This window comes from Bacillus sp. CR71 (assembly GCF_003429245.1).
In the GTDB taxonomy this organism is placed as follows: domain Bacteria; phylum Bacillota; class Bacilli; order Bacillales; family Bacillaceae_G; genus Bacillus_A; species Bacillus_A thuringiensis_S.
Genome location: NZ_CP031748.1, coordinates 902,143 through 926,957 on the forward strand (window position 1 = coordinate 902,143; position 24,815 = coordinate 926,957).

Consider the following 24,815-nt stretch of genomic DNA (forward strand, 5'->3'; position numbering starts at 1 on the left):
GATAAAGATGCTTTACCTGCATGGGCCTCTATTATACAAACGAACGAGGGATATATAGCACCTCGGAATAGAGTAGAGCAAAAAATGGTAGAAATTTGGTCAGAGGTATTAGGGATTGACTCCTCTGTCATTGGGATAAATGATAATTTTTTTGATCTAGGTGGGCACTCTTTAAAAATTATGAGTACTTTAGTAAAAACATTTTCTGAAGGTTGGAATGTAACTATTAAAGATTACTTTGAATTAAAAACAATTAATAATATAGCTAAAAAAATTCAATATGGATATAAAGTAAATTCACATTCAGATACATTAGATATTAAATTGACAACTCCTCCAAAGAAGCTAAAGAAAACAAAAAGACACGAATTTAGTAATAATAGCAAAATACTTTTAACAGGTGCTACAGGATTCTTAGGTATTCACCTACTAGAACAACTATTGGATACTACAGAATGTAAGATATATTGTTTAGTTCGTGGGGAAAATAAACAAGAGGCAAATAATCGTTTATTACACATGTTAAAATTTTATTTTAAAAATAAATTTGTAAGCTATCAATCTTTAGTAAATCAACGTATCTTTATTGTACAAGGTGATTTAGCTAAACAAAATATGGGATTAGAAAACGAATTATATAAGGAGCTTCATCAACAAATATCAACTGTTATTCATGCTGCAGCTTTAACAAAACATTTTGGCGAGTATAGTGAATTTGAAAGAGCAAATGTCCAGGCGGTAAAAGAACTTCTTGCATTTGTTGGTGATACTAAGGATTTACATCATATATCTACAACTGGTGTAGCCGGACAATTTGCATTAAATGAAACGGAAACAATATTTAAAGAAAGCGATTTTTATGTAAAACAAAATTACAAAGATAATGTATATGTGAAAAGTAAATTTTTGGCGGAATATGAAATATTCAAGGCAATATTAACGGAAACAGATGCTACTATTTATAGAGTAGGAAATCTTACAAATAGATATATCGATGGACAACATCAATATAACTTCACCGAAAATGCATTTATGAGCAAATTAAAATTTATATTACAATATGGTATCGTGACAGATGTATTATTATCAAGTGAAGTTGAGTTTACACCTGTAGATTATTGCAGCAAAATTATCACAGGGTTTGTAACTTCAAATGAAATACATGAAAATAGCAAAAATTGCGTAAATCATATATACAATCATCTTACGTTAAATTTAAATGTACTTGTAAAATTACTAAATTCAATGGGATATCCAATTAAAGTAATTTCTGAAACAGAGTATCAACAATTTATTTTAGAACTTTCTAAAGATAAAAAGAAACAGGAAGATATTCAAAACCTCATGACATTTGAAGAACCAAAAGATAATTGTTATAAACCAATAAATCTTGATTCGACTGAAACTCAAAAAACACTAAAATTATTAGGTATTCAATGGCCTATTATTAATAGTGAATATATACAACAAATTATTAATTATATGACGAGTGTTACTGGTAGTAATTCTGTTGCAAAGCTTTTTAAACAAAGTTACACTTTAAAAAACTGAACAGACTCATGAGAAATGAGAAATTTTAAAGGAACACAGTTAAAAAAATACGCAAAATTTTTTAGACAAAATCACTGAAATAGGACAAGCTTTTAGGCGGAATTATATGCATAATTATTGTGATTCTATCCTTTATAAGGAAATAATTTTTAATCAGCAAACACATGTAACCTTTTGAATATTGGGTAAAAGACACCCTAGTAGAGTTTTTCATATCGTATGAGACATTGCTGTCGAAAAATTGCAAACAGATGGGAAAATACAACAAGCTATTATCCAACAAAGAAAGAAATACCCCCATAGAATACGTTAGAGCGTTAGATACATTAGAAGAATTTAATGAATTGAATTTAGACTATGTAGAGACGAGTATGAAGGAATAATAACAATATAACAAGTACTTTTTCAGCTTTCTACGTTATATAAGGTAAGGGGAAAACTGTCATCGAGATTACAATTTTAAGTGGATTATCTTTTTCTTTATGGGGAATAACATCGTTAAACACGTTATATGAACAAGCTACAGTAACAAAAGGAGATGTGTAGCCATTGGAACAGGGAGTAGCGGATATTTAAGTTGATAATTGGGAACAGGAAATGAATAAATGATAGGTGAAGTATTCTTGGGAACCCATGGTTCTTACAACAGATAAAAGATCCCTTCGTTTGTTACGAAAAGAATCTTTTATCTGTTGTGTTTTTTTGTTCTTTTGTTCCCGTATTCCTTTTCATTTTAGGTTTCAAAAATATATAAAATCAATTTTAAGACAAATTACTTACATTAATATGCTAATATCAATAGTAGATATTTTATCTTAAATTAATGAAAAAGAAAGGTGATACTAATGAATTCGACACCAATTGATTCTGAAATCTTTAAGGACCAGTTTGGTACAAAACAAATGAGAACAAATTTTTCAGACGAGAATTTAATACAATTGTGGCTTAATTCAGAAGTTGCCTTAGCAAAAGCTGAAGCTAAATTAGGTATTATACCTCAAAATGCAGCGACTAATATTGCAAATGCAGCTGACCAAAATAAACTTGATTTTAATAAGATTAGAGAAGGAATGAAAAAAACTGGACACCCCTTTGTAGCATTCCTACATGAGTTCGAGAGTTTATGTGATGAAGAATCACGTAAGTACATTCATTGGGGAGCAACAACACAAGATATAATTGACACGGGACTTACCCTGCAAATTAAAGGTGCTCATGAACTTATTTATAATCAAACTCAAGAAATATTAAAGATATGTTTGAGATTAAGCCAGCAATATAAGTCAACAGTAATGCCAGGCAGAACGTTAGGTCAGCATGCCTTACCGATTACTTTTGGATATAAGATATCTATATGGTCAGATGAACTTGGTCGTCACTTAGAAAGGTTACAACAAGGTGCAGACCGATATTTAGTGGGGCAACTGGGAGGTGCAGTTGGTACTTTAGCTTCATTAGGAGCGCAAGGGTTATCTGTTAGAAAAGAGTATGTAAAAAATTTAAACCTAATTGAACCCTTAGTATCTTGGCACACGTCTAGAGACCGATTTGCAGAATTTAGCATGATTTTAAATATGATTGGAGCAACTACAGCTAAAGTTGCAGAAGAAATAATAAGCCTTCAAGGAACAGAGATTAGAGAAGTAGAAGAGGGGTACCATTCTGGTAAAGTAGGAAGTAGCACTATGCCGCATAAAAGAAATCCTATGACTTGCTCTTATATTGTGGGATTAACTAAAATAGTCAATAGAAAATCAACTTTAGCTATTGACAGTATGATTCAGAAACACGAAAGAGATGTTACATTTTGGCAATCTGAATGGTCTTATATTTCGGAAATTTGCATAACTTTAAGCGGCGCATTAGAACAACTTAAAAATGTCTTAACAAACTTAATAGTAAATGAAGAACAAATGAAAAAGAATCTTTTTCTTACCAAAGGTTTAATAGTATCTGAGAACGTAATGTTAGAATTGGGGAAGATAATTGGTAGAACTACTGCCCATGATTTATTGTACGAATTAACAATGAGAGCTTTTGAAGAAGACAAAGATTTAAAAGATATTTTATTAGAAGACAATGAAATTAAGAAGTATTTTAGCGATGAAGAGATAAATTCCCTTACTAATCCAGAATCATACACAGGGTTGAGTGAAAAGTTTGTTGATGATGTTTATAACAAGTGGTTGAGTTATACATAAAACCAATTTAAGACCATTAGCTGAGGAATAATTCCTCAGCTAATGGTCTGCTTATACACATTATTAATTGTAATATTGCAGCCTAGAACATCTCTTGCAATTGAATCGGATTCAAGGAGTGTTACAGAATTAACCCCTGGTCGCGCTCCCGCAGCAGTTACCCAATGAACGCCTTCTGTTGGAATTCCAAAGGAGTATAAATTAGGATTAACTTTACCGTTTTTATCTATTAATCTATTTGGGGGGGGAGTCACTGCTAAACCTCCACTTTCAAAAATATAATTATTGTTCGTTGCAATCTTAAATTCTGAGGCTAGACCTGCTTTTAACATATTTGAGATTAAAATATTTTTACTTTGATTTATATTAACTGAGGGTAGTCTAGCATCAATTAGGTTCTTTGCATGAAATATCGAATCCTTAACACGGTTAGAGCTAATTTTAAAATCTTTATTTATAGGTGAAGTAGCTACAGTTGCTTCAGGTCCAACTAAAACTAAAATTCCGGCTCTTATTAATGCCCTCAATTCTTTGATTCTTTGAACAGGAGGGCCAATTGAAAGAAATGCGTTTAAAGGTGTATACCAATTGCGTAACTCTTCTTTATAAGATTCAGCATTTATTCCTCCATGATCAACAAGTATTCTTATTTCGTTTCGGATATCCCTTAAAACATCTAATGCGGCTTTTAGTGGACTGTTTTTATTACCCAGGTTTGCTTCGTTAATATCATTATGTAAGTAAGTATCTAACCAATTATGAAAGTCTGTTATTGAATTAAATTTTTTATCACCATAAGGACAACTAATTTTGTGCCAATCAAAAAATAGTTCTGATTTTACTCCAAAGTTGATTAAAAGATCCTTATGGTATTCTATGGCACAATTAACAAACTCGTAAAGGAACTGACAAGATTTTTCTATTCCATAGAGATTGCGAATTAAAGTTGTATAATAGATACTTTCAACTTCCAATTTTACGAAAGGCCATATCTCTTTTTTAAAGCTTAGGTTATTTTTATGTTTTAACTGCTCGATAACTTCATTTTTTAGAAATAGTGGGATATGTCTTTCTGAAGAACCTTTTTGATTTTGTCCCCTAGAGTGATAAGGTAAGCCTCGCCTAGAACCTGCAATTAATAAAGGTTCTTTACCAGAGGGAATGTAATTTAATTTGTCATTAATTTCTTCAAACTTTCCATCTCTCCCACTTGTTAAAAGTGACATGTAATCAAAAAAATTAAGGCCTAATCCCCTTATTATTACGGGAGTTTTAGGTTCTATTGAATCTAAATTAACATCTGCTGGATTGGATGGTGGGAAGTAATTTAGGTTGTTACTATTAGCAAACTCAAAGAAATGTTCTTCAGCTGAAGTTAATTTCTGATCTGAGTGCCCAGTTGTAAAGATAACCTTTTCAGCTTTAATTGGTGTTAAAGACTTATTAAGAAATAAAGTATAATCTTCATTGTTCGGATAGAGATTAATTAATGTGTCTTGAATTAAGTTAATCTTAATATTTGAGGGTAATTCTTCAAGAATAGTATTAAATGAATCTTTAAGATAATAGCCGTATAGAGCTCTTGTAGGGTAAGAGTTAGGTTCTAAGGAATAAATTTCTTCTGTAATAACGGTGGGCATATCCAAAGTGTCAATTTTATCCCTTAATTCATTTGCCCATTCTAATAGACTAGGCCCATTAACGATAGGACCCCGACACTGGACGCTATCATCAGTAAATAAAGTTATTTGCGAAGCCACTGTATTCATTAAAAGTTGAGGTGACTGGTCTGTTCTCCATACAGCTCCACCTGGAGGATGTGGATCAACCAAGGAAATTTCATAAGATTCTGATTTTAATTCAGATAAAATATTAGAGACTATTCTTTCAAATACTGATATACCTCTTGGTCCTAAACCTACTATCGCAATTTTCATATACTCACACCTATCCTTTCTGCAAGATCTAATTTAATCCGTTATGTAAAACAACATAACTAGTAGGTGCAAAAAAAGTCAAGTGTAAAACTAAAAAAATAATTTACTAAAGGGTGTTTAAATTGGAATTTAAAGAGAAAATTAAGTTATTTCGAACGTTACATGATCAAAACAATCCATTAATGCTTCCAAATGCATGGGATGCATCAAGTGCTAAGATTTTTGAGAGAAACGATTTTCAAGCGATTGGGACTACTAGTGCTGGTATCGCAGCAACCTTAGGTTATCCAGATGGCGAGAAGATTCCTTTAGAGTTAATGTTAAATTCCATTAGTAATATCTCGAAAAATACCAAACTTCCTGTTTCAGCTGATATTGAAGGAGGATATGCCGCTAATATTTTTGATTTACGAAAAATATTAAATGAGTTAGAAAAATTTGAAGTGGTAGGTATAAATATAGAGGATGGGAGAGGTACGTATTTAAGAGAAATTAATGAGCAAAAGGTCATTTTAGACTTTATTAAAGCTTATTCGCCTCATCTTTTCATAAATGCAAGAATTGATAGTTTTTGGCTAGATATTGGCGATTTAAAAGATCGTATTAAGGATGTAATCGTTCGTGCAGAAGAATATAAAAAATCCGGAGCAGATTGTATTTTTATTCCTGGAGTTAAGGATATTGAGACAATAAAAGTACTTAGAGAAAATATAGAGTTACCTATAAATTTGCTTCAAAGTGAAAACTTAAATTCCATGCAAAACATAAAGACACTAAAAATTGAGAGAGTGAGTCTTGGATCTTCAGCTTTTAGGAATATTCTAACAAACCTTGATAAGATAAGCAGCACCTTTAAACAGGGGAAATTATTACATTCAAATGGAAACTTAACCTATCAAGACTTAAACTTGCTTATGGATTGATTTTTTACAGGTGAATAAACTACTAAAAATAGTTATTTCTATAATTTTCAAAAAAAAGTTTCTCAACCTGAAACTATCAGACTATTATGTAATTTCTCTTTTTTGTGTGTTATGCTAGATTTATCAAATGTAGGAGGTGATTACATATGATCGTTAAAGTAAAAAAAGCTTCTAAAAAAGTAGTTGCTGCTAATGCACTTACTAATGTACCAGGTTAAGTCATTAAGAAGAACCGGATTTCCGGTTCTTCTTAATTTTTTAATTAATCAATTAATTAAGGAGATGTTATAAAATGAAACCAAAATTTAAAGAAACTATCCCTTATTTTTTCCTAAATAAAGAAATTCAAATTGGTGAAGAAGAAGGTTTAGCAGGTATAATTCCAGACCCTACTGGTAGCATCTCATTTCTAATAAATAAATTAGATGGCCAGAGAAACATTCCAAACATCGTTCAAGAAGTACAAAAAGAATTTCCTGATATTAGTTCAAATGAAATTATTGAGGCTATAAAAGTTTTAGGAAATGAAGGTTATTTAGAAGATAATTCAATTGTACCAGAACTCAATGATTACACCTTAGAAAGATATAAAGCGAATATAAATTATTTTTCACTATTCACGAAATTCGGAGAAGATAAATATAAAATTCAAGAAAAGATTTTAGAAACGCCTATTGCACTTCTTGGTGTAGGAGGACTTGGAACACAAGTACTGTATCATTTGGCAGCATTAGGATTTCATAATATAAAAGCTCTGGACTTTGATAATATTGAATTAAGTAATTTTAATAGACAGTTGCTTTATTCGGAATCAGATATAGGGAATAGTAAGGTTGAAATGGCTAAAAAGCGAATATCCCAATTCAACCCTAATGTGGATCTTCAAATTATAAATAAGAAAATAGAGTCACCTCAAGATGTGATTGAACATATTGAAGGAACTGAGCTTGTGATATGTGTTGCAGATAAGCCAACATTACATATTGCAAACTGGGTAAACGAAGGTGTGGTTAAATGTAATCTGCCAATGGTTTATGGTGGAGTATTAAATACTCGTGGTAGATTCTTTTCTATGATTCCTTCTAAGACAGGTTGTGTACAATGTCACATTAATTATGCAAGACAATTAAACGATAAACAAGACGAGCAATTAGAAGCTATGAATAACATGGAGTTTACTAGAAACAATGCTGCTATAAGTCCAAACGTAGCTATTGTAGCTGGAACAATTGTTAATGAAGCATTAAAAATTTTAACGCAGATTGCACAACCTATTTCTTTAGGGAAAGTTATGGAAGTGGACTTTTTAACCCTAGAAACTAATACTGTTTCTTCGTGGGAAAAAATGTTAGATTGTCCTCTCTGTGGTCAAGTAGTTAAAAGTGAAGTGAAGTGATTTGATATGCTACCTAAAGTTTTTTTTAATAAGAATTATGTAATACTTTTTTCTGGGATGACAATAAGTAAATTAGGAATGTGGTTCTTCACTATAGCAATTCCATTAATTGTTTATGATTTAACCCATTCTCCAAGTAAAATGGCCTTCGTACTAGCATTAGAGCTTGGAGCCCAAGTTATTTTTAGTTTAATAGGTGGGGCATTAGCAGACCAAATGTCTAAAAAGAAGATAATGATAATAGGAGACTATGCTTCAGCGCTTTTTGTACTCGTAGTTCCTATACTTTTTTTAAGTGGTTATAACAGCATAATAGTTATATATATTGCCGCTTTTACCTTATCTGCTTTAGCAGCTTTTCATCATCCTAGTTTTGAATCTGCAGTTCCTGAAATCTTATCTAAAGAGGATCTTATTCAAGGTAACTCATTCTTTAGACTAAGCGAAACGATTATCACATTCTTGGGACCCGCCGTAGCGGGGATTGCAATAGCGCTTTTTGGGAATTCGAATGTTTTATTAATAACAAGTGTGGCCTTCTTTTTATCAGGAACAATATTTTTATTTTTAAAATTTAGAGATTTTGCTGAAGAAGAGAAGAAACGCCCTGAATTAGTAAAACCTATTGTTGAAGGACTAAGATATGTCTTTGGAACGAAAATTATCTTAGTTGGTTCTCTAGTTATTTTTGGTATTAATATAGGATTTGGAGCTGTAGAATCTCTTTTTATGTATTACTTGAAAGATTATCTAGGCTTGAGTCCTATAAATATTGGATTAATTTTTTCATTACAGGCAATTGGACCAATTTTGGCTGTTTATTTTGCAAGTAAATTTAAACATATTCCAAGAGGAAATGTTATTATTTATTCAGGGATTGTTATAGGACTTGCCCAGATGCTCCTGTACTTCTCTCAATTCAGCTTAGTAATTTTAGTATTCTGTCAAATTTTTATTAAAGGATCAGTTACTTTATTAGCTATTAATTGGTTTACATTGCGACAAGAGACTGTACCTAGCAAGTTGCTCGGAAGAGTTATCAGTTCTACTAGAATGGTAGCATTTTTAGCTTTACCTTTTAGTGCTATGATAGCTGGCTTTTTGGCTGAGTCAATAAATGTTTTGTCAATCTTCTTAGTTGCAGGTGCTTTCGCGATAGTATCATCAATCGTAGGTGTAAGTCTTGGTTTATTTGATAGAAAAAGATTAGATAAGATTCAAAATGATACAGCATTGTAATTAGTTAAGTGTAAAGGGAGTTATTTTATGAACAAAATTGAACTAATAATTATGAATTCTAATGAAGTACGCCGGAGAAGTTTAAATTTATGGAGTTCTATTCCCAGTGAGGTTTTATTTCATAGGGTTGATTCATCTTCAATGACTATATTAGAACAAGTACGGCATGTTTTAGAAGCTGAATATTTATATCTTGAAATTTTAAAGACTAGAAAAAGTTTGCCCTATAGCGATGATGAACCAAATCCTTTCAATACACGCGATTTTACAACCATTCAAGATGAGGTTGATTTTGCAAAACCTTATCGAAAAAATTTCTTAGATTTTATAATGGGATTAAATGAGGAAGATCTTGAAAATATAAAAATAGATCGCTCAGATGTAGGATATACTAGAAACCTTGGAGATATGTTAATGAGAATGGCGTATCATGAAGCCGTACATACAGGGCAATTATTAAGAGATATGAGGGCTTTAGGTTTAAAAAGACCTCATCTATGGGATTAAATTAAAAATGGTTATCCGTTAGCATTCTAAATAAATGTTTCTATTTCTGACGAGTTATACATGTTAAAATATATAACATGAGTATGTAGGGGGAAGAGTTATGAGCACTGAAGAGTTTTTAACAGATATTCATGAGCACACTCCGAGTTATAGACAGATAAAAATGGAAGCGTTGAGAAGATTTCCTAATGAACGTTTGCAAGTTATTGAATATATATAAGAAAATGCAAGTTTATACGATTATTTAATATGTTTGTTAGATATAACACAGAATGCTCTGGTGAATGAATCTGTACGCAAATCGGAAGGCGAGTTAAAGAAGTATGAGTTTACAGCAAGTGAATTAGAAATGTTGTTTAGTGGATTCTATGTTGCAGTTAGGCAATTGCCTGAGAACATTGGACCTAAAATTTATGAAGCTATTCGATGCAAAAGTGAAGACGTATTATTGAAGTGTTTAGAAGAATCAATAAGAGGGTCTGAAGAAAAGAAAAAAGAAAAAAGCGGATTTTAACATTGAAATTTATCGTACAAAGAATTGACACTTAAATCCCTCACAAACGTTACAGAAAGATATAAGACCTAAGTTGAAAGAAAAGTAAAAGGTCAATGGATATAGTTATATTGTGCAGTTGATTCAGAGGGTAATACAATTGATTTTTATCTAAGTAAATCAAGAGATAAACCAGCAGTCAAGCGCTTTTTCAAGAAAGCCTTGGCTTTTTCGCATGTTTCTAAACCTCGTGTGATAACAGTAGATAAGAACCCTGCCTATCCTGTAGAGATTCAAGTCATTTAAAACAGCAATCTCTATATTGAGTGGTGTCGAATCTATGCATATGATAAAAAACGGGCAACTTGTTTTACCGGACAAGTCTGTCCAAAATCAGAAAGAATTTATTCCTAAATGGTTTGGCTTAGCTTCATAAGATAGAAATGAAGAGAAAATTGCTATTCTATGTTTCCAACTAACATTTTTGCACCAGAACCGAATCTTCAACGAATTTACTATGTAACATGGCTAACACCTGCATCCTATTATTAAACGGTGTTCCAAATGCACTAACAATTAAGCTAATACCAGTTGCTAATGCTCCAACTACTAATTTCTTGAACATAATAAATCCCCCTTAATATTTTTTATAACTTGCACCTTAAATATATCACTTTTCTTATTTTGTAAATGTTTTGAATTTGTAGAAATGTTTATTTGAATCTTATTAATATTGGTAATTCATTTTATTAAGTGGAAAATAGAGGGATTTTTATAGGTATGTAAAAATACATAATAAATGAACCGAATATTATGATATACTCTCAAAGAGCTGATACAAAACTTCTTTAGATTGGAAAACTAAAGTCTTATCTACCCAATTGTGGGGGCGCCTTATGGCGTCTTTTTTTTATAAGAAACCTCCAAGCATTCATACACTTGAGGGTTTATCAATTGAAAGGTAGGGCTGTTTGGAGTTCCTTAAATTAAGAACAAAGCGGGATTATTCCTAAACCAATTAATAGAGCTGCAGCAAACGCTGGAATTGGCACAGGGATCTCGATACTTTCTACAACTAAGAAGTATTGTGTCCACTTACTACTTTAAAACAAACTAATTGCATTAATTAAGAGTTTTAGTGCACTACTCCTTGGAAGTTGATCTTGTAGCGCTCTTTCTCGTAATTCACTATGTTTTCCAAAGAAAATAGTGAAAGGCAAGGCGATGAATACATTTACAAAATGACAAAACTGTAAGAATACACGAATGTTTGTAAGAAAGTTCGATGTTTTCCTTTTTCTTTTTTTATTATAGTGAAAAAGAAGGACGAAATATTCTCTTATGTAGGAAAGGAAGATAATAATGATTGATCTATTAAATAAATGGATGTTAGAAAGTACAGGCAATTTCAATATCGTTGTAGGAATTACAGCACTTCTATTTTTGGGTTCAGTAATTGCACTTATTATTATTTACAAAAAAATTGGTAAACCAGATGAAAGCACAAATGCTATTTATTTAAAAATTACTTCTCGTATGTTTACTACTCAAATTCTAATGAATGCTATATTTATTTCTTTAGTTGGTAAAGATATTGAGAATTTCCGTCAAATCTTTATATTATTTGAAGCTTTTGTATTTTTTATTGGAGCTATTTATTCGTTTAAATTATATAGACAGGAATATAAATAATTTACTTGCAAGAAACAATAAAAAAACTGCACCCCAATTGTTAGACACAGTCTAACAATTGGAGGTGTAGTTTTTTTATGACTAAATTTACTTCAGAAGACAAAATGAATGCAGTAATACATTATCAAGATGGAAGTGAGAGTATAAAAGATATTGCGAAATCATTGGGAGCGAATCACGAAGTGGTTCGCATGTGGATAAAACAATTTGAATATCATGGAATCCTGGCCTTTGAAAAAGGCTATACAACGTATTCTGCACAGTATAAACTAGACGTACTAAATTATATGTTCGAAAATGGGACGTCTCCAAACGAAACGGCAGTCATTTTTAATATTTCTTCACCTGGACTTATTAGAAAATGGCGTATTCAGCTACATCAAAAAGGAGTAGACGCCCTTAAATCGAAGAAAAAGGGGCGTCAATCTATGACTAAGGACAATCAAAAATCAATTAAGAAACAAACACAAACAGAAGAGTCAGTAGAAACATTACAAGCTGAATTGGAGCGTTTGCGTATGGAGAATGCTTATTTAAAAAAGTTGAATGCCTTAGTTCAAAACAAGGAAAAATCACCAAACAAGATAAGGCGCAAGTAATCTATGAACTAAGGAAAGCATTTCCGGTGCAGGCACTTTTAAAATTAGCAGAACTCCCACGAAGTACATATTATTACTGGATACAGAATTCTAATCGACCAGATAAAGATAAAGAGCTAAAGATCCTTAATTCAAAACATTTACGATGAACACCAAGGTCGTTATGGATATCGCCGTATTCGCGATGAGTTAATGAACCAAGGACACAAAATCAACCATAAAAAAGTTCAACGAATTATGAAAGAGTTAGGTTTAAAGAGTCTAGTTCGTATGAAAAAATATCGCTCGTATAAAGGACAAGTAGGTAAGATTGCGCCAAATATTTTAGAACGTAATTTTAAAGCTGAAAAGCCGAACGAAAAATGGGTTACAGACATAACAGAATTTAAATTATGTGGCGAGAAGCTCTACTTATCACCGATGTTAGATCTATTTAATGGAGAGATAATCGCTTATACAATTGATTCAAGACCAACCTATTCACTTGTATCGAAGATGTTGGAGAAGTCTTTTCAACAATTGACAGAAGAAGACGAACTCCTTATTCACTCTGATCAAGGCTGGCATTATCAAATGAAGAAGTATCGTCACGCCCTAAAGGAACGCAAGATTACGCAAAGTATATCTCGTAAAGGGAACTGTTACGATAATGCGGTTATTGAAAGTTTCTTTGGTATTATGAAAACTGAATTTCTTTATCTAAAAGATTTTGAAAGCATAGAACACTTTAAACAAGAATTTGAAAAATATATCGATTATTATAATCACAAAAGAATTAAGGCAAAACTAAAAGGCATGAGTCCGGTACAATATCGAACTCATGCCCTAAAGGCTGCCTAATGAAACGACCTGTCTAACTTTATGGGGTCAGTTCAGGGATGGGATTGAGTTTTGAGGGACTGCCTTTTGGTGGTCTTTTTTGCATAAAATCTTGTAAAGCAAGAAAAAGTAGAATATTAATATTCTAATATTCAATAGAAAGATAAAGTGTTTAAAAGTTCAAAATAATACATTATAATCTATTTAGTAAAATTAACCAAAATATATTTTGCTTATTATGTATTAAAGGGGAAATGAAAATGGCTGGACAAATTCGTATGTCACCAGAGGAGCTTAAATCAAAAGCGGCTCAATATGGACAAGGTGCAAATCAAATTGAGGACATTTTAAGTCAACTACAAAACTTGCAAAATGAATTAAGAGGAGAATGGGAAGGTCGTGCTTTCGAAGGTTTTGATCAACAGTTCAATGAATTAAAGCCAAAAGTACAAAACTTTGCACAGCTATTACAAGAAATTAATATGCAGCTGAATAAAACTGCAGAAGCTGTTGCTTCTCATGATGAAGAATTATCACGTAATTTCGGTTTGAAATAAAAATTGTCATACTCTATATAACAAGCATTTCAAATGAGCCATACAGCTTATATTGTATGGCTCATTTGATTGCATGCCTAGAGCGAGTGATATTGATAGGGATATATATTTTATGAGATTTCTTTGATGCGTTTGGAAAACTTATAGAAAGGGTTTGAAAGAATGGGACAATTTCAAAGTAATTTACAAACAGCAACGCAAATTGCTACGAAAATGGAATCAGCCTCTGATAGGATTCAAAGTGTAACAACTCGTTCTATAACAAAGGCGACGCGTACAACATTATCTGTTAACTTCAAAGCACAAGAAGCGAATCAACAAATATTAGACTTGACGAAACAATTTTCCGCTGCCTTTCAACAAGCGGTTGATAATATTCATTCGGTATCTAATGAATTTGAGAGAATGGATAACGAACTTCACAATACTTTTCGCTAATGTGACAACCTACGTAAAGTAAAATAGTAGGAGGAAAAAGATGAGTCAAGATATTGAAAAACAAATTAATCAAGTAAATCAAAAGTTACGAAGTGTATTTGAAGAACAAGACCGAAATCAATCTGCGATTCAAGCTCAAGAACAAGCGGAAGCAGATTTTTATGAATGTAGAAGTCGAAATCGTCGTTTGTTTGATCGAATTTTAGGAACTTGGCATGGTGATAGAGAAATGTCCCAGTTTTTTATGAATACGTATCAAGATGCACAACATATTGAACGAAAAGTCACATTTGAATTGGAAAACAAAAAAGAAACGTTGCTTAAAGAAAGACGAGACCTTAATGATTTAGAAAACGCCCTTTCCTATCAACAACAACAATTAACAAGGGAGGTCAATGCATGAGTTTAAATATGTATTTGGGAGAGGTACGAAGCCAAACTCAAAGCATGAATGCTGTATGTACCGCTACTATTCAAGGTATGGAACAAGCCATTCAGTCGATTGACGCTTTTGCAGTTGATACTGTTTTACAAGGGCAAACATATAGTAGTGCAAAAGCATTTTTTGTACAAACCTTTCGACCTTTGGCACAAGGAATCATTTATTTGTGTGAAGAATTAATCCGTCAAAATGATGCTTTTCCAAGTGACTTTCAATCACAGGTAGCTCAGGCAGATGTAATTGAACACGAGATATTAGAACAAATTCGGGAAATTGACCGAATGAAAACAAGTATGGAAGCTGTCAATCAAGCTATGCCAATGCCGGGTATGGATGCCATGGTAAATCTTTTTATTGTTATGAGGAAAAAACTGCAAGAAAAGCTGGATCATTTGTATCAATTCAATCAGACCTCTAGTAATAATTATAGTACAGCAATTCAATTAGCAGCGAGTATTGCTGCAGGTCTTGCGGAAGTCCAAAGTGGGAAAGGGTTTAGTCCTGCAAGTGGTACATTTAGTATGCAAGGGTTGAATATGGAATGGACAACTTCAATTCAAGCGATTACAGAAGAGAGGGCACGACAAGCTACCAATTCAATTGAAGAAGGTGAAATATGTGGTAAGCTACCTGAAAAATCTACTGGTGAAAAAATTTGGGACGGTATTGTAGATGGCACGGGACAAGCAGTTAGCGATACAATAGACGGAATAAAAGCTTTAGGGGATTGGGAAACGTGGGAAAACATGGGGAACGCTGCTTTGCACCCTATTGATACCCTTAGTACCATGTATAATGCATTGTCAGATTCATTTATTAATGATGTAATAAATGGAGATGCAGAAAGTCGGGCAAAGTGGGGAAGTTATGCTTTAACACAAGTTGGATTAGGACTTATTGGTGATAAAGGATTAAGTAAAGTATCGAAGGTAGCAACTACTGCAAATCTAACAAAAGGTATGTCCAGAGTAACTAATTCTGCTACATATAGAAATGCAATAAACGTATTAAATAATTTTAATTTAAACATTGGAAACCGTTTTGCTTATGCTGGTATTGGGGGAAGTTCTTTAAAATCTAGCTTTATTGATGCTTATCAAACAGCTAAGGATAAGCTATCACCTTATCAATATACTAAAAGGACTACGGATGGTGACATTTTTGTTGGTAAATTATATGGAGAAGATGTAATTCTTAAAGATGTTAAAGTTGATGAAATTACTTACTCTAAGAGAACTCGAGAAGAAGCTGCAAAACTTAGAAGGGTTTTTCAAAATACTGTAAAAAAGGAATTCCTTTACAGTTTGGCAACTAATCCTGAGAAGATTCTTGAACTTAAGAAAGCGGGTATACCAGATTTTGAAATAGAAAATATGAAAAAAGGAAAAAATCCATCAGGGTGGCAAGTACATCATAACCTCCCCTTAGATGATGGGGGGACAAATGACTTTGAAAATTTAACTTTAATACAAAATCATCCATATCATAAGGCTATTACTAATACACAAAAAACACTAACTAAAGACTTGACTCATGGAGATAGTATTGATATAGATTGGCCTATACCAAAATATAATATTTATCCTAAAGGGGAATAAATTGAGAAAGAAGGTTTTTATATGTGGAAAGATACGCTTTTAGAAGTTGAAAAAACAATGAAAAGTTTTAACCTCAAACTGAATAAACCAGCAAAAGATACTGAAGTTCAAAGATTAAGAGAACGTGTTAAAGAAAGCTTTAATATTGATTTGCCTAATGAGTATGAGGAATTTCTTAGAATTGTAAATGGCTTCGAATTTGATGGTCTGATAATTTATGGAGTTGACCCTTCTTTACTAGAAACAGAAAGAGATGAAACAGTTTATGGACTTTTAGAAAATAATAAGATTTGGTATGAGAATGAGTGGCAACAAGAGTACCTTTTCCTTGGAGATTCAGATATAGCATGGTTTTGTAAAAACATATCTGAAGGTACTTACTTAGAACTTGATAAACCATCTGGTACAGTGATGGAAACATATAATGATTTCAATACAATGCTTGAGGAAGCATTGAAACCAACTCTTCTTTAGTAAGGAGGTAGTAAAAATTATGTTTAACTTTTTGAAAGAATGAGACAATTTCAAAGTAATTTACAAACAGCAACGAAAATTGCTACGAAAATGGGATCAGCCTCTGATAGGATTCAAAGTGCAACCAGTCGTTCTATAACAAAGGAGAGTAAAAATGAAAATTTGGGAATTAAAGAGTTCATTTGATGACTATGAATCCTTTCAACTATTGAACTTAGAAGAAGATTCTAAAAAGTATTTTGAAGGGAAAATTGACTCGGCAGTAAAAGCATCTGATTCATGGGGAGAAATACGTATTAAATGTGTAGAAGAAGGAAATCAAAGTGATTTGCCTCATTTTTGGGGAGAAGTTGGTACGCCAATGGTTAGTGGGAAAGCTAAAAAATTTTTAGAGTCTATACTTGGTGATAATGTAGAATTTCTTCCCCTAATTCATGATGTGACGGGAGAAGTGTATTATATAATTAACGTTTTAAATGCACTAGATGCTATTAACTATGAGAAAGCTATACTAAAGAAACTACGTTCTGGCTTAGTAATAGATTTCAAAAAATACGCATTCTTACCTAATATGGTTAAGAACCAAACAATATTTAAAGTTTACTTAAATGAAATATTACATATTCCTTCCGTTTTTGTATCAGATGAATTTAGAAATACAGTGTTAGAAAGTGATTTAAAAGGTTTTGAATTTATCGAGGTATGGGATTCAGAAGCAAACATGTAAAAGAAAGTCCTAAAATAATTGATAGGAGTTAGTGACATGGATGTAAAGGATTTAAAAATTCTAAGAATGTTAAACAATTATGAGGGAAATGAAAAAGAAATTTTTGAACTGATTCAAGCTGAAGCAATGGTGAAATTTATATGTGGAAAAATATGGTTTTAGAAATTGAAAAAATAGAGAAAAGTTTTAATGATAAACTGAATACACCAGCAACAGATAGTGAAGTTCAGAAATTAAGAGAACGCATGAAAGAGAGTTATAATGTTGACCTACCGAGTGAATATGAGGAGTTTCTTAAAACTGTAGATGGATTAGATTTTAACGGGCTAGTACTTTATGGAGTTGACTCTTATTTGTTAGATACAGAAAGGGACGAATCAATTTGCGGGCTTATAGAAACCAATGAGATTTGGTATGAAAATGAATTTCAAAAAGAGTATCTTTTCTTTGGCGATTCAAATATTGCGTGGTTTTGTAAGAGCTTATCAGACGGTACTTATTTAGAACTTGATAAACCATCTGGTACGGTAATGAACACATATAATGATTTTAATACAATGCTTGAGGAAGCGTTAAAAATAACCCTTCTTTAATAGGGGGTATTAAAAATTATGTTTAATTTTTTAAAAGAATATGTTGTAGCAGACAGAAGTGTCCGTTCTAAACAAAAACCTATTTTCTATCCTATATATCAAGATGAGATAGATGAGGCAGAAAGCTTATTACAAATGGAACTTCCAAAAGAACTGAAACGCTTTTATCAAGAAATAGGTTGTGGTTTTTTTAAGTCTGATACAAGAACGTTTTTCAACAGATTTATGGACCCGATTTCAGTTGCAGATTTCCGTTTAAGGCAAGATATTTATGAATATAATCCAAACCTAGATGATGATTCATTAGTGTTTTTTGAAGTAACAGAACTTAACTTTTTAACAATTAAATTTAAAGAGGAAAATGAATTAGGTCAATGTCCTACTTACTCTGAAGATGAGAAAATAGCGGATTCTTTAGAAGAATTTTTAATTAAAATGGATGAAAATCCTGACTATTATATTTAATCTTTTTAAGACTTGCATTAAGGTGTAGCATTTGAAAAATATCTAATCATGAGTAAAAAAGCTTATGTATAACCTGCATAAGCTTTTTTAATGTCCATAATAGGTAAAAAGTATCAAAAACATTCACCATTAAATCACTTGAAAGTTTAAAGCGACTCCTAAATTAGAAAATCATATTAAAAATATAGATCCCTCTGTTCCAAGAAGGAGAGGGAGAGGGAGAGGTATTGATGGAGCACACAACAGTGAAGAGTTCTTTAAAAACAATATTAAAAATAGTCAGTGAATCACCTTCAAAAATTCTAGGTGTAAAAACAGTAGAATACAATATGCCTAAGTTAAATATGGATGGCACCCCTACAGGAGAGTATGGAAATAAAGTATTCACAAACAACATTTATGATCCTAAAATTATAAGTGATAAGGAATTTATTAACCGTGGAATTGAAGCAGCTAATGACGCTAAATTAAAAACCAGTGATGGAGTTCTTTCGAGAGAAGGGGCGGGTGTTGACGGTAAAGAAATAACTTGGAGAGGATACCATAAAGGTGGAGAAATCTCTTCTTTTTTTCCAGAATAAATTAAAGATATACGAGGAGAGATATGTATGCAAAGAGAATTTAGATTAAAAGATGAGGATTTACTAGATTTAACCCATTTTCCTATACAAGCAGTGTTTAATATGGTAGATGATGAAAGATTTTTAAAGGTAATCAATTCAGTTTGTGAAGGAGTAGGATTTGGAGAGGAATATGGCGCATGTACTTTTCCAGGAGATTTGGATGAGTATGATATTGCCAATGGAGATTCATTTGAAGGGGTAGAATTTGTATTATACAGTGGTGATGAGGTAATAATTGATTATCAAACATTTTATCATTATTTTAAAAAAATGTGTGAGGATTATTCAAAAAAGTATCCAAACACAATTAAGAGATTAGAAGATAGTCTTAACAAATTTATTGAATTATACAATATTAATAGGTAGAGACTATTTATAACTTATCCAAAATCATTATAAAAGGTAGAATGTTTCATGACTAGAATTGATTATATGCTAATATTCAATAGAAAGATTTGATGTTTGAAAATTCGCGACAAAATCTCATAATATGTTTAGTAAAATTAACCGATTCATATTTTACTCATTATGTATTAAAGGGGAAATGAAAAAAACTTGGTCAACAGTAGCAGGGTGGTTTAATTAACATGAAAAAAAGTATAGATTTTAATAAGAAAGCTTTTGAATATTATATGGCTCTTTATGCTGTAAATGATATAAGATCGACTATAATTACTCTTGTGATTGGGATAGCAGATATATTTGTGCTTTTACCTGCTTTTGCGAATCCTGTTCAACCGATATATATGTACATAATAGTTCCACCAGTTGCTTTTTTAAATGTATGGGCAATATGGATTGTTATAAATCCTAGGAAGCGGCAATTACAATACACTCTATTTCGTGGGGTATTTGGCATCGTATGTTCAGTAGGATTATTAATTATAACCCAAAAGTTTGCATATGGAATGTTAGGATTACAAACTCCTATCTATTTTATTTTTTCGGTTGGTTTGTATATTTTTGCTTTGCATTATTATTATAAAAATCATATTAAAAAACTTCAGGAATCAATCAAAAAATCAAAATCATCGAAAAAAAACTCTAGTTTTGGAGTAGTGGTTTTTGTAGGATTGGGTCAACTCATTGCTAATATCAGTCTTGGTTTTGCAACACAAAAGATGGTAGCAATTGTATTAATGTGTGTATATTCCATGCTTTCGTTTATGTTGTTTCATTTCATTATGGAACTCCATAGGTATTATTATTTAAGGAAGCATATAGAAGATGGGGGTAGAACACATGAAACCTTTTAAAGAGGTTTATTGAATTTTAAGTATTGTGATTTATGGAAGGAAACAAAACTTATGGTTAAAGAACCTGTGATGTATGACTATATTGGCTGTTTTTATCCAGAAGGAGGAAAGCTGATATGCAAGCATTTAAAGTTGGGAAATTAGTCACATTCGTTGCAATTATAATACTTCTTGTAGTTGCTATTTTATCTCCTTACAACTTATTTAAAAAGATTTATTTTATTATTGGTGTTCTTATTATTGGCGCAATTTCACTTGGTACAAATAAATTCTTTGAACTGATACACAGTAAATTTAATAAGAAATGATATTACTTATGTGATAAAGAAATTCCCCTCTAAATCCTTAATGATTTAGAGGGGAATTTCTACAAGATGATTTTACTGGATTACGTGGAACTAAATTAGTCCATCACCATATTGGTGGTGGTCAAGCTGTTGGTGTTCCGCTGCCACTACATCCTGGTTTTGGAGGGATTCATAACGCAGAAAAATCGATTGGAGCATGGGGGAAAAGATGCAGGATATGTAGAAATGCTTCAGAAATTTATTGAACATCATACATTAGGCGGTAAATAAAAAAATGAAAAATGAAATGAAAAATTGTTTTGATAAAATAATTAGAGAGTGGCAAGATTGTAATAATTCATTGCCAAAATCTTTATGGATAGAAGAAGCAGAGGCTTTTATCTATGAAGGAGAACCAGATATAGAGGGATACGTATTCTGGAAACCGTTAGAAAAAAATATAATTCATGATTTTTCTAATATAGAAAAAGATTTGGGGATACAATTATATAATTCAATTAAAGAATATTATAATTCTTATTGGTTTTTAGACTTAGGAGGTAATTATTTAGGTTATGATTTTGAATTAAATTCTGTTATACCAGGAATTGAACTGCATGATTTTTATGTATCTTTACAAGGGTACCAAGGCGCACATGATAATCAACTGAATAATATTCCTATTGGTATGGAATTCAATGGTCTCTTGGTAGTTGTAGATAATGAAAATGGACAAGTAAAATTAGAAGATTATGAAAGCCGAAGCTTCGAAGTAATCTGTGATAGTTTAGCAGAATTAATTTTAAATCTTTCATAATCAGGAACCTGGTCGAATACAACTTGTAGATTATCAGATACATCACGATACTGGTCATACAGGTGGATATAAAATTTGAGGAAAAGATAGGGCGGTTTATAATTATGAACAACATTACATGGATTAATGTAAGTGAGAAAAAAGTTACAGATGAACAAATTGAACAATTAGAAGAGTACTTTGGTATTAAATTTCCTAATGATTTTATTGAGTGTGTAAAGAAATATGATGGTGGCTATCCTACTCCAGATACATTCAATATTCCTAATCGGGATGAAGATTCACTTAATAACCTTTTATCCTTAGACTCTGAGAGAAAAATTTCTATGCTGCAAACATATAATAGTATAAAAGATAGATTGGTAGATAAAGTATATCCTTTTGCTAGAGACCCGTTTGGTAACCTTCTATGCTTTGATTACCGAAATAATCCTCAGTCACCAACAGTCGTATTTTGGGACCATGAGGAAGAAGAAATGGAAGAATCAATCTATCCTGTTTGTTCATCTTTTGCAGAATTACTTGATAGCTTATATGAGTTTGAAGACGAGGACGAATAATTAATTATGAGTAACAAAAGTAAGACTTATGTGAATTACGCATAAGTCTTTTTAATATTATCTCAAAGTTAAAAAGATTGAGGGGGGAAATTCTCATGAATCTAGGGGGGCTAGTTTAAAAGAAATTAAAAGACAATTAAATATACCTAGATTTCAACACCCGATTAGTAAAAAAATGGTACCATTAACAGATAGTAATGGTAAAAGGATATTAAATGATAATAAACAGCCTATTATAACTCGAGAATTTACATATGAAGTAAAAGGTCAATCAAGATCATTCAGAGGGTCATAAGTTTGGAGAAGGTGGAATTGGAGATCAGTCACCGCATCATAATGTAAGACCTGAATACAATACACGAACAGGACAGGTAGATCGTATGGAGGATCATTATTATTTTGAGAAGAGAAATAGAAAATAGGAAGTATAAAAATGATTGATCAATTTAAATTTTTAAATCCACAAGCGTTAATTAGTATTTTTGGGAAAATACCAAAGTTTGAAGAATCAGAGTTATTAGATGTGCGTCTTAAAAGAGATGGTCCTACTTTAGTTATTCAATTGATGACAAAGGAAAATGTTGAAAACAAGCCAAAAAGATGGGATAAGTGGGATGTAATTTATGTAGAGATATCTTTCTTTACTATTCATAATTTAACAATAAAAGGTTTAGGGACAGAAAATATAATTGATTATTTTGAAATAAATACGATAGAAGAAGGTTTATTAAGAATTAAGTGTAAGAATCAAATGTTAGTTGAGTGCTCGTTTGAATGGGCGAAGGTAGAAGGAGTAATCCCAGGCTTAATAGGATTACCGTAATTTTGATGGGAAGTAGATAGTTAATTTTTATAATATTCATATTTTAATGTTTTGGGGTTAAATAAGGAATGTATAAAGGACATTTGAAACGTTGATAGTGTTGCAAACATATGAAGCGGAAATTACTAAAATTAAGATACCTAATTATATACCTGTATTAGGTGATTATGATATAAGTTCCAAAGGTGAGATTGTAATAGGTGGGTATGGTTATAGATTCCGCAGGAGTTTCATTTAAGTTTGAGAAGGAAGCGAGATAATAGAATGCGAAAATTTTCAAAAATAGTTATATGTGTTGGTGCGTTAATAATGATTATACTAGGCATGATTGTACATGATACATGGAAGGATAGGATTTATTTTTCTTTAGCTGTACTTTTTGTTACCGTACTTTCTTTACTATGGAATATAGTTGCTCATAATATTATGGATAAATTTAGGGGGAGAGAATGAATAGTTATGAAACTTTTACTGATTGGAACAGTAGCGGGGTGGTTTAATTAACATGAAAAAAAGTCTAGATTTTAATAAGAAAGCTTTTGCACATTATATGGCTCTTTATCCTGTAAATGAAATAAGAGTCCACGTAATTGGTCTTGTCCTTTTGGGGGCAGATGTGTTTGTTCTTTTGCCTGCTTTTGCGAATCCTTTTCGATTACTCTATGTATATATAGTAACTCCTCCAGTTATTTTTTTAAATTTGTGGGCGATATGGATTGCTATCAATCCTCGGAAACGACAGTTACAATACACTCTATTTCGAGGAGTATATGGCGCCATATGTTCAGTCGGATTATTAGTTATAACTCAAAAATATGCTTATGAAGTATTACAATTACAAACTCCCATCTATTTTATTCTTTCATTTGGTTTGTATAGTTTCGCTTTGTATCATTTTTATAAAAATCATATTGAAAAGCTTCAGGAACCAAGAAAAAAATCAAAATCATCGAAAGGAACTGGTGGTGTAAAAGTAGCAGCTATTGCAGCGGGATTGGGGCAGTTAATTGCTAATATAATTCTTAGCATTGCAACACAACAGATGGGGGCAATTGTATTTATGTCTGCATGCACAGTGTTTTCGTTTGCTTTGTTTTATATGATTATAGAACTCCATAAGTATTATTATTTACGTAAGCATATAGAAGATGGAGGGAAAATACGTATAGGCTTTTAAAGAGGATTTGTTGCATTTCAAGTATATAATCGCATTCTTCTTATAGTTGGTTAAAGGATAGAAAAAATAGGAGGGACAAAAAAGGTTGTAATTTACGGGAGAAACCAACTACTTATGGTTGAAGAACCTGTTATGTATGACTAAATTGGCTGTTTTTATCCAGAAGGATATATTGATCCTGATTATACATGTGTATTTAATCATGAGGATATTGAAGGAATTATATTTGTAGGTTTTATAGATGAGGAAGAAGAGGCATTTATAGGATAGCTTAATTGAATAGGATCTAGAAACAGGTGATTTTCAAATTTTGATAAAACTAGCAATCTCCACGCCGAAATTGGTTGAATTATAAGGAGGGAAAAGCTGGTCACGAAAATGATGAAGAGATTACTATTTTCAAATCAATTGGTTTGGCTGTAGTAGATATTATCGTTGCGAATTATTTGTATGAGAAAGTAGTGGAGCGCGGGATGGGATTGAGTTTTGAGAGACTGCCTTTTGATGGTATTTTTTTATAAAATCTTGTAAAGCAAGAAAAAGTAGGATATTTAATGATTAGAATTGAATATTCATATTCTAATATTCAATAGAAAGATAAAACGTTTAAAAGTTCAGAAT

At 31.8% G+C, this 24,815-nt stretch carries 29 protein-coding genes and 9 pseudogenes; 35 read left to right on the plus strand and 3 right to left on the minus strand.

Annotated elements, in window-relative coordinates; genetic code table 11:
* Nucleotides 1-1,551, plus strand: a 1,551-nt coding sequence (locus tag DOS87_RS04635) for an SDR family oxidoreductase (RefSeq protein WP_261795619.1), incomplete at its 5' end; no start/stop codon positions are given.
* Nucleotides 1,552-2,396: 845 nt separating this feature from the next.
* Complete coding sequence (purB, locus tag DOS87_RS04640; protein ID WP_151618676.1) at nucleotides 2,397-3,752, plus strand: adenylosuccinate lyase; 1,356 nt, start codon at nucleotides 2,397-2,399, stop codon at nucleotides 3,750-3,752.
* Between the two features lie 35 nt (nucleotides 3,753-3,787).
* Here purB and DOS87_RS04645 read toward each other — a convergent pair whose 3' ends face one another.
* Nucleotides 3,788-5,689, minus strand: coding sequence for an FAD/NAD(P)-binding protein (locus DOS87_RS04645; protein ID WP_000684560.1), 1,902 nt, complete (start codon nucleotides 5,687-5,689; stop codon nucleotides 3,788-3,790).
* 113 nt (nucleotides 5,690-5,802) lie between these two features.
* Here DOS87_RS04645 and DOS87_RS04650 point away from each other — a divergent pair, with 113 nt between their 5' ends.
* The 6 genes and pseudogenes from DOS87_RS04650 to DOS87_RS04675 all read left to right on the plus strand — a co-directional run.
* Entirely contained in the window at nucleotides 5,803-6,612 is an 810-nt protein-coding gene (locus tag DOS87_RS04650) for an isocitrate lyase/PEP mutase family protein (protein WP_223838112.1), read from the plus strand.
* 292 nt (nucleotides 6,613-6,904) lie between these two features.
* On the plus strand, nucleotides 6,905-8,008 hold the full coding sequence (locus DOS87_RS04655) for a HesA/MoeB/ThiF family protein (protein WP_098829685.1): 1,104 nt from the start codon (nucleotides 6,905-6,907) through the stop codon (nucleotides 8,006-8,008).
* A 6-nt stretch (nucleotides 8,009-8,014) separates the two neighbouring features.
* Nucleotides 8,015-9,247 (plus strand): MFS transporter, encoded by a 1,233-nt coding sequence (locus DOS87_RS04660; RefSeq protein ID WP_000937088.1) that lies wholly within the window; start codon nucleotides 8,015-8,017, stop codon nucleotides 9,245-9,247.
* A gap of 27 nt (nucleotides 9,248-9,274) precedes the next feature.
* Nucleotides 9,275-9,754 (plus strand): DinB family protein, encoded by a 480-nt coding sequence (locus DOS87_RS04665; protein WP_001033113.1) that lies wholly within the window; start codon nucleotides 9,275-9,277, stop codon nucleotides 9,752-9,754.
* A gap of 280 nt (nucleotides 9,755-10,034) precedes the next feature.
* Entirely contained in the window at nucleotides 10,035-10,268 is a 234-nt protein-coding gene (locus DOS87_RS04670; RefSeq protein ID WP_001005923.1) for a hypothetical protein, read from the plus strand.
* Between the two features lie 81 nt (nucleotides 10,269-10,349).
* Nucleotides 10,350-10,683 (plus strand): annotated as a pseudogene (locus tag DOS87_RS04675) (DDE-type integrase/transposase/recombinase); the annotation flags it as partial.
* Nucleotides 10,684-10,722: 39 nt separating this feature from the next.
* On the opposite strand, the gene DOS87_RS04680 reads toward DOS87_RS04675, so the two are convergent.
* Complete coding sequence (locus DOS87_RS04680) at nucleotides 10,723-10,872, minus strand: hypothetical protein (protein WP_000473828.1); 150 nt, start codon at nucleotides 10,870-10,872, stop codon at nucleotides 10,723-10,725.
* 481 nt (nucleotides 10,873-11,353) lie between these two features.
* A pseudogene (locus DOS87_RS30580) lies at nucleotides 11,354-11,470 on the minus strand (transposase); the annotation flags it as partial.
* A gap of 139 nt (nucleotides 11,471-11,609) precedes the next feature.
* On the opposite strand from DOS87_RS30580, the gene DOS87_RS04685 reads away from it, so the two are divergent.
* From DOS87_RS04685 to DOS87_RS04800, 27 genes and pseudogenes are all read left to right on the plus strand, one after another.
* The gene (locus DOS87_RS04685) at nucleotides 11,610-11,939 is read left to right on the plus strand and encodes a hypothetical protein (RefSeq protein WP_000566275.1); all 330 of its coding nucleotides are present in this window, start codon (nucleotides 11,610-11,612) and stop codon (nucleotides 11,937-11,939) included.
* A 77-nt stretch (nucleotides 11,940-12,016) separates the two neighbouring features.
* A pseudogene (locus tag DOS87_RS04690) lies at nucleotides 12,017-13,378 on the plus strand (IS3 family transposase).
* Nucleotides 13,379-13,404: 26 nt separating this feature from the next.
* Nucleotides 13,405-13,506: pseudogene (locus DOS87_RS30455) on the plus strand (ornithine cyclodeaminase); the annotation flags it as partial.
* A 111-nt stretch (nucleotides 13,507-13,617) separates the two neighbouring features.
* On the plus strand, nucleotides 13,618-13,914 hold the full coding sequence (locus DOS87_RS04695) for a WXG100 family type VII secretion target (protein ID WP_086413382.1): 297 nt from the start codon (nucleotides 13,618-13,620) through the stop codon (nucleotides 13,912-13,914).
* A gap of 162 nt (nucleotides 13,915-14,076) precedes the next feature.
* Complete coding sequence (locus DOS87_RS04700; RefSeq protein ID WP_086413383.1) at nucleotides 14,077-14,352, plus strand: TIGR04197 family type VII secretion effector; 276 nt, start codon at nucleotides 14,077-14,079, stop codon at nucleotides 14,350-14,352.
* 40 nt (nucleotides 14,353-14,392) lie between these two features.
* Complete coding sequence (locus DOS87_RS04705) at nucleotides 14,393-14,755, plus strand: DUF3958 family protein (RefSeq protein WP_000076127.1); 363 nt, start codon at nucleotides 14,393-14,395, stop codon at nucleotides 14,753-14,755.
* Entirely contained in the window at nucleotides 14,752-16,392 is a 1,641-nt protein-coding gene (locus tag DOS87_RS04710; protein ID WP_208730214.1) for a T7SS effector LXG polymorphic toxin, read from the plus strand. The genes DOS87_RS04705 and DOS87_RS04710 overlap by 4 nt, the downstream gene beginning before the upstream one ends.
* Nucleotides 16,393-16,413: 21 nt before the next feature.
* Nucleotides 16,414-16,866 (plus strand): YrhA family protein, encoded by a 453-nt coding sequence (locus DOS87_RS04715; protein WP_000265345.1) that lies wholly within the window; start codon nucleotides 16,414-16,416, stop codon nucleotides 16,864-16,866.
* A 39-nt stretch (nucleotides 16,867-16,905) separates the two neighbouring features.
* A pseudogene (locus tag DOS87_RS29995) lies at nucleotides 16,906-17,019 on the plus strand (TIGR04197 family type VII secretion effector); the annotation flags it as partial.
* Between the two features lies 1 nt (nucleotide 17,020).
* Nucleotides 17,021-17,593, plus strand: a complete 573-nt coding sequence (locus DOS87_RS04720) for an imm11 family protein (RefSeq protein ID WP_000707085.1) — start codon at nucleotides 17,021-17,023, stop codon at nucleotides 17,591-17,593.
* A gap of 36 nt (nucleotides 17,594-17,629) precedes the next feature.
* Nucleotides 17,630-17,755, plus strand: coding sequence for a hypothetical protein (locus DOS87_RS30000; protein WP_000382634.1), 126 nt, complete (start codon nucleotides 17,630-17,632; stop codon nucleotides 17,753-17,755).
* Nucleotides 17,734-18,186 carry a YrhA family protein gene (locus tag DOS87_RS04725; protein ID WP_151618684.1) on the plus strand — a complete coding sequence of 151 codons (453 nt, stop codon included), beginning with the start codon at nucleotides 17,734-17,736 and terminating at the stop codon, nucleotides 18,184-18,186. The genes DOS87_RS30000 and DOS87_RS04725 overlap by 22 nt, the downstream gene beginning before the upstream one ends.
* A gap of 18 nt (nucleotides 18,187-18,204) precedes the next feature.
* Nucleotides 18,205-18,651: an SMI1/KNR4 family protein gene (locus DOS87_RS04730; protein WP_000481679.1), complete on the plus strand. Its 447-nt coding sequence runs from the start codon at nucleotides 18,205-18,207 to the stop codon at nucleotides 18,649-18,651.
* A gap of 230 nt (nucleotides 18,652-18,881) precedes the next feature.
* Nucleotides 18,882-19,232, plus strand: a complete 351-nt coding sequence (locus tag DOS87_RS04735; protein WP_001999206.1) for a CdiA family toxin C-terminal domain-containing protein — start codon at nucleotides 18,882-18,884, stop codon at nucleotides 19,230-19,232.
* Nucleotides 19,233-19,259: 27 nt separating this feature from the next.
* Nucleotides 19,260-19,640, plus strand: coding sequence for a ribonuclease toxin immunity protein CdiI (gene cdiI / locus DOS87_RS04740; protein WP_098578397.1), 381 nt, complete (start codon nucleotides 19,260-19,262; stop codon nucleotides 19,638-19,640).
* Between the two features lie 221 nt (nucleotides 19,641-19,861).
* Nucleotides 19,862-20,530, plus strand: a complete 669-nt coding sequence (locus DOS87_RS04745; protein ID WP_150158499.1) for a hypothetical protein — start codon at nucleotides 19,862-19,864, stop codon at nucleotides 20,528-20,530.
* Nucleotides 20,531-20,543: 13 nt separating this feature from the next.
* Nucleotides 20,544-20,635: pseudogene (locus DOS87_RS04750) on the plus strand (DUF4176 domain-containing protein); the annotation flags it as partial.
* An 11-nt stretch (nucleotides 20,636-20,646) separates the two neighbouring features.
* Nucleotides 20,647-20,838 (plus strand): hypothetical protein, encoded by a 192-nt coding sequence (locus DOS87_RS04755; protein WP_001147554.1) that lies wholly within the window; start codon nucleotides 20,647-20,649, stop codon nucleotides 20,836-20,838.
* A gap of 110 nt (nucleotides 20,839-20,948) precedes the next feature.
* Nucleotides 20,949-21,083: a hypothetical protein gene (locus DOS87_RS04760; RefSeq protein WP_229189016.1), complete on the plus strand. Its 135-nt coding sequence runs from the start codon at nucleotides 20,949-20,951 to the stop codon at nucleotides 21,081-21,083.
* A gap of 29 nt (nucleotides 21,084-21,112) precedes the next feature.
* Complete coding sequence (locus tag DOS87_RS04765; RefSeq protein ID WP_098578398.1) at nucleotides 21,113-21,634, plus strand: SecY-interacting protein Syd; 522 nt, start codon at nucleotides 21,113-21,115, stop codon at nucleotides 21,632-21,634.
* Nucleotides 21,630-21,713, plus strand: a pseudogene (locus tag DOS87_RS04770) (HNH endonuclease); the annotation flags it as partial. The gene DOS87_RS04765 and the pseudogene DOS87_RS04770, both read left to right, overlap by 5 nt.
* 25 nt (nucleotides 21,714-21,738) lie before the next feature.
* On the plus strand, nucleotides 21,739-22,194 hold the full coding sequence (locus DOS87_RS04775; RefSeq protein ID WP_016078030.1) for an SMI1/KNR4 family protein: 456 nt from the start codon (nucleotides 21,739-21,741) through the stop codon (nucleotides 22,192-22,194).
* Nucleotides 22,195-22,505: 311 nt separating this feature from the next.
* Nucleotides 22,506-22,616, plus strand: a complete 111-nt coding sequence (locus DOS87_RS30005; protein ID WP_223840603.1) for an HNH/endonuclease VII fold putative polymorphic toxin — start codon at nucleotides 22,506-22,508, stop codon at nucleotides 22,614-22,616.
* An 11-nt stretch (nucleotides 22,617-22,627) separates the two neighbouring features.
* Entirely contained in the window at nucleotides 22,628-23,017 is a 390-nt protein-coding gene (locus DOS87_RS04785) for an immunity 50 family protein (RefSeq protein ID WP_016078029.1), read from the plus strand.
* 505 nt (nucleotides 23,018-23,522) lie between these two features.
* The gene (locus tag DOS87_RS04790) at nucleotides 23,523-24,194 is read left to right on the plus strand and encodes a hypothetical protein (RefSeq protein WP_042597218.1); all 672 of its coding nucleotides are present in this window, start codon (nucleotides 23,523-23,525) and stop codon (nucleotides 24,192-24,194) included.
* A gap of 57 nt (nucleotides 24,195-24,251) precedes the next feature.
* Nucleotides 24,252-24,464: pseudogene (locus DOS87_RS04795) on the plus strand (DUF4176 domain-containing protein).
* Between the two features lie 45 nt (nucleotides 24,465-24,509).
* Nucleotides 24,510-24,715, plus strand: a pseudogene (locus DOS87_RS04800) (hypothetical protein); the annotation flags it as partial.
* Nucleotides 24,716-24,815 lie beyond the last annotated feature (100 nt).

Excerpts from the sequence above, each read along its gene's own strand:
- purB (WP_151618676.1), top strand. The coding sequence starts at position 2,397 with ATGAATTCGACACCAATTGATTCTGAAATCTTTAAGGACCAGTTTGGT.
- DOS87_RS04645 (WP_000684560.1), bottom strand. The coding sequence starts at position 5,689 with ATGAAAATTGCGATAGTAGGTTTAGGACCAAGAGGTATATCAGTATTT.
- DOS87_RS04655 (WP_098829685.1), top strand. The coding sequence starts at position 6,905 with ATGAAACCAAAATTTAAAGAAACTATCCCTTATTTTTTCCTAAATAAA.
- DOS87_RS04660 (WP_000937088.1), top strand. The coding sequence starts at position 8,015 with ATGCTACCTAAAGTTTTTTTTAATAAGAATTATGTAATACTTTTTTCT.
- DOS87_RS04665 (WP_001033113.1), top strand. The coding sequence starts at position 9,275 with ATGAACAAAATTGAACTAATAATTATGAATTCTAATGAAGTACGCCGG.
- DOS87_RS04680 (WP_000473828.1), bottom strand. The coding sequence starts at position 10,872 with ATGTTCAAGAAATTAGTAGTTGGAGCATTAGCAACTGGTATTAGCTTA.
- DOS87_RS04685 (WP_000566275.1), top strand. The coding sequence starts at position 11,610 with ATGATTGATCTATTAAATAAATGGATGTTAGAAAGTACAGGCAATTTC.
- DOS87_RS04695 (WP_086413382.1), top strand. The coding sequence starts at position 13,618 with ATGGCTGGACAAATTCGTATGTCACCAGAGGAGCTTAAATCAAAAGCG.
- DOS87_RS04700 (WP_086413383.1), top strand. The coding sequence starts at position 14,077 with ATGGGACAATTTCAAAGTAATTTACAAACAGCAACGCAAATTGCTACG.
- DOS87_RS04705 (WP_000076127.1), top strand. The coding sequence starts at position 14,393 with ATGAGTCAAGATATTGAAAAACAAATTAATCAAGTAAATCAAAAGTTA.
- DOS87_RS04710 (WP_208730214.1), top strand. The coding sequence starts at position 14,752 with ATGAGTTTAAATATGTATTTGGGAGAGGTACGAAGCCAAACTCAAAGC.
- DOS87_RS04715 (WP_000265345.1), top strand. The coding sequence starts at position 16,414 with ATGTGGAAAGATACGCTTTTAGAAGTTGAAAAAACAATGAAAAGTTTT.
- DOS87_RS04720 (WP_000707085.1), top strand. The coding sequence starts at position 17,021 with ATGAAAATTTGGGAATTAAAGAGTTCATTTGATGACTATGAATCCTTT.
- DOS87_RS30000 (WP_000382634.1), top strand. The coding sequence starts at position 17,630 with ATGGATGTAAAGGATTTAAAAATTCTAAGAATGTTAAACAATTATGAG.
- DOS87_RS04725 (WP_151618684.1), top strand. The coding sequence starts at position 17,734 with ATGTGGAAAAATATGGTTTTAGAAATTGAAAAAATAGAGAAAAGTTTT.
- DOS87_RS04730 (WP_000481679.1), top strand. The coding sequence starts at position 18,205 with ATGTTTAATTTTTTAAAAGAATATGTTGTAGCAGACAGAAGTGTCCGT.
- DOS87_RS04735 (WP_001999206.1), top strand. The coding sequence starts at position 18,882 with ATGGAGCACACAACAGTGAAGAGTTCTTTAAAAACAATATTAAAAATA.
- cdiI (WP_098578397.1), top strand. The coding sequence starts at position 19,260 with ATGCAAAGAGAATTTAGATTAAAAGATGAGGATTTACTAGATTTAACC.
- DOS87_RS04745 (WP_150158499.1), top strand. The coding sequence starts at position 19,862 with ATGAAAAAAAGTATAGATTTTAATAAGAAAGCTTTTGAATATTATATG.
- DOS87_RS04755 (WP_001147554.1), top strand. The coding sequence starts at position 20,647 with ATGCAAGCATTTAAAGTTGGGAAATTAGTCACATTCGTTGCAATTATA.
- DOS87_RS04765 (WP_098578398.1), top strand. The coding sequence starts at position 21,113 with ATGAAAAATGAAATGAAAAATTGTTTTGATAAAATAATTAGAGAGTGG.
- DOS87_RS04775 (WP_016078030.1), top strand. The coding sequence starts at position 21,739 with ATGAACAACATTACATGGATTAATGTAAGTGAGAAAAAAGTTACAGAT.
- DOS87_RS04785 (WP_016078029.1), top strand. The coding sequence starts at position 22,628 with ATGATTGATCAATTTAAATTTTTAAATCCACAAGCGTTAATTAGTATT.
- DOS87_RS04790 (WP_042597218.1), top strand. The coding sequence starts at position 23,523 with ATGAAAAAAAGTCTAGATTTTAATAAGAAAGCTTTTGCACATTATATG.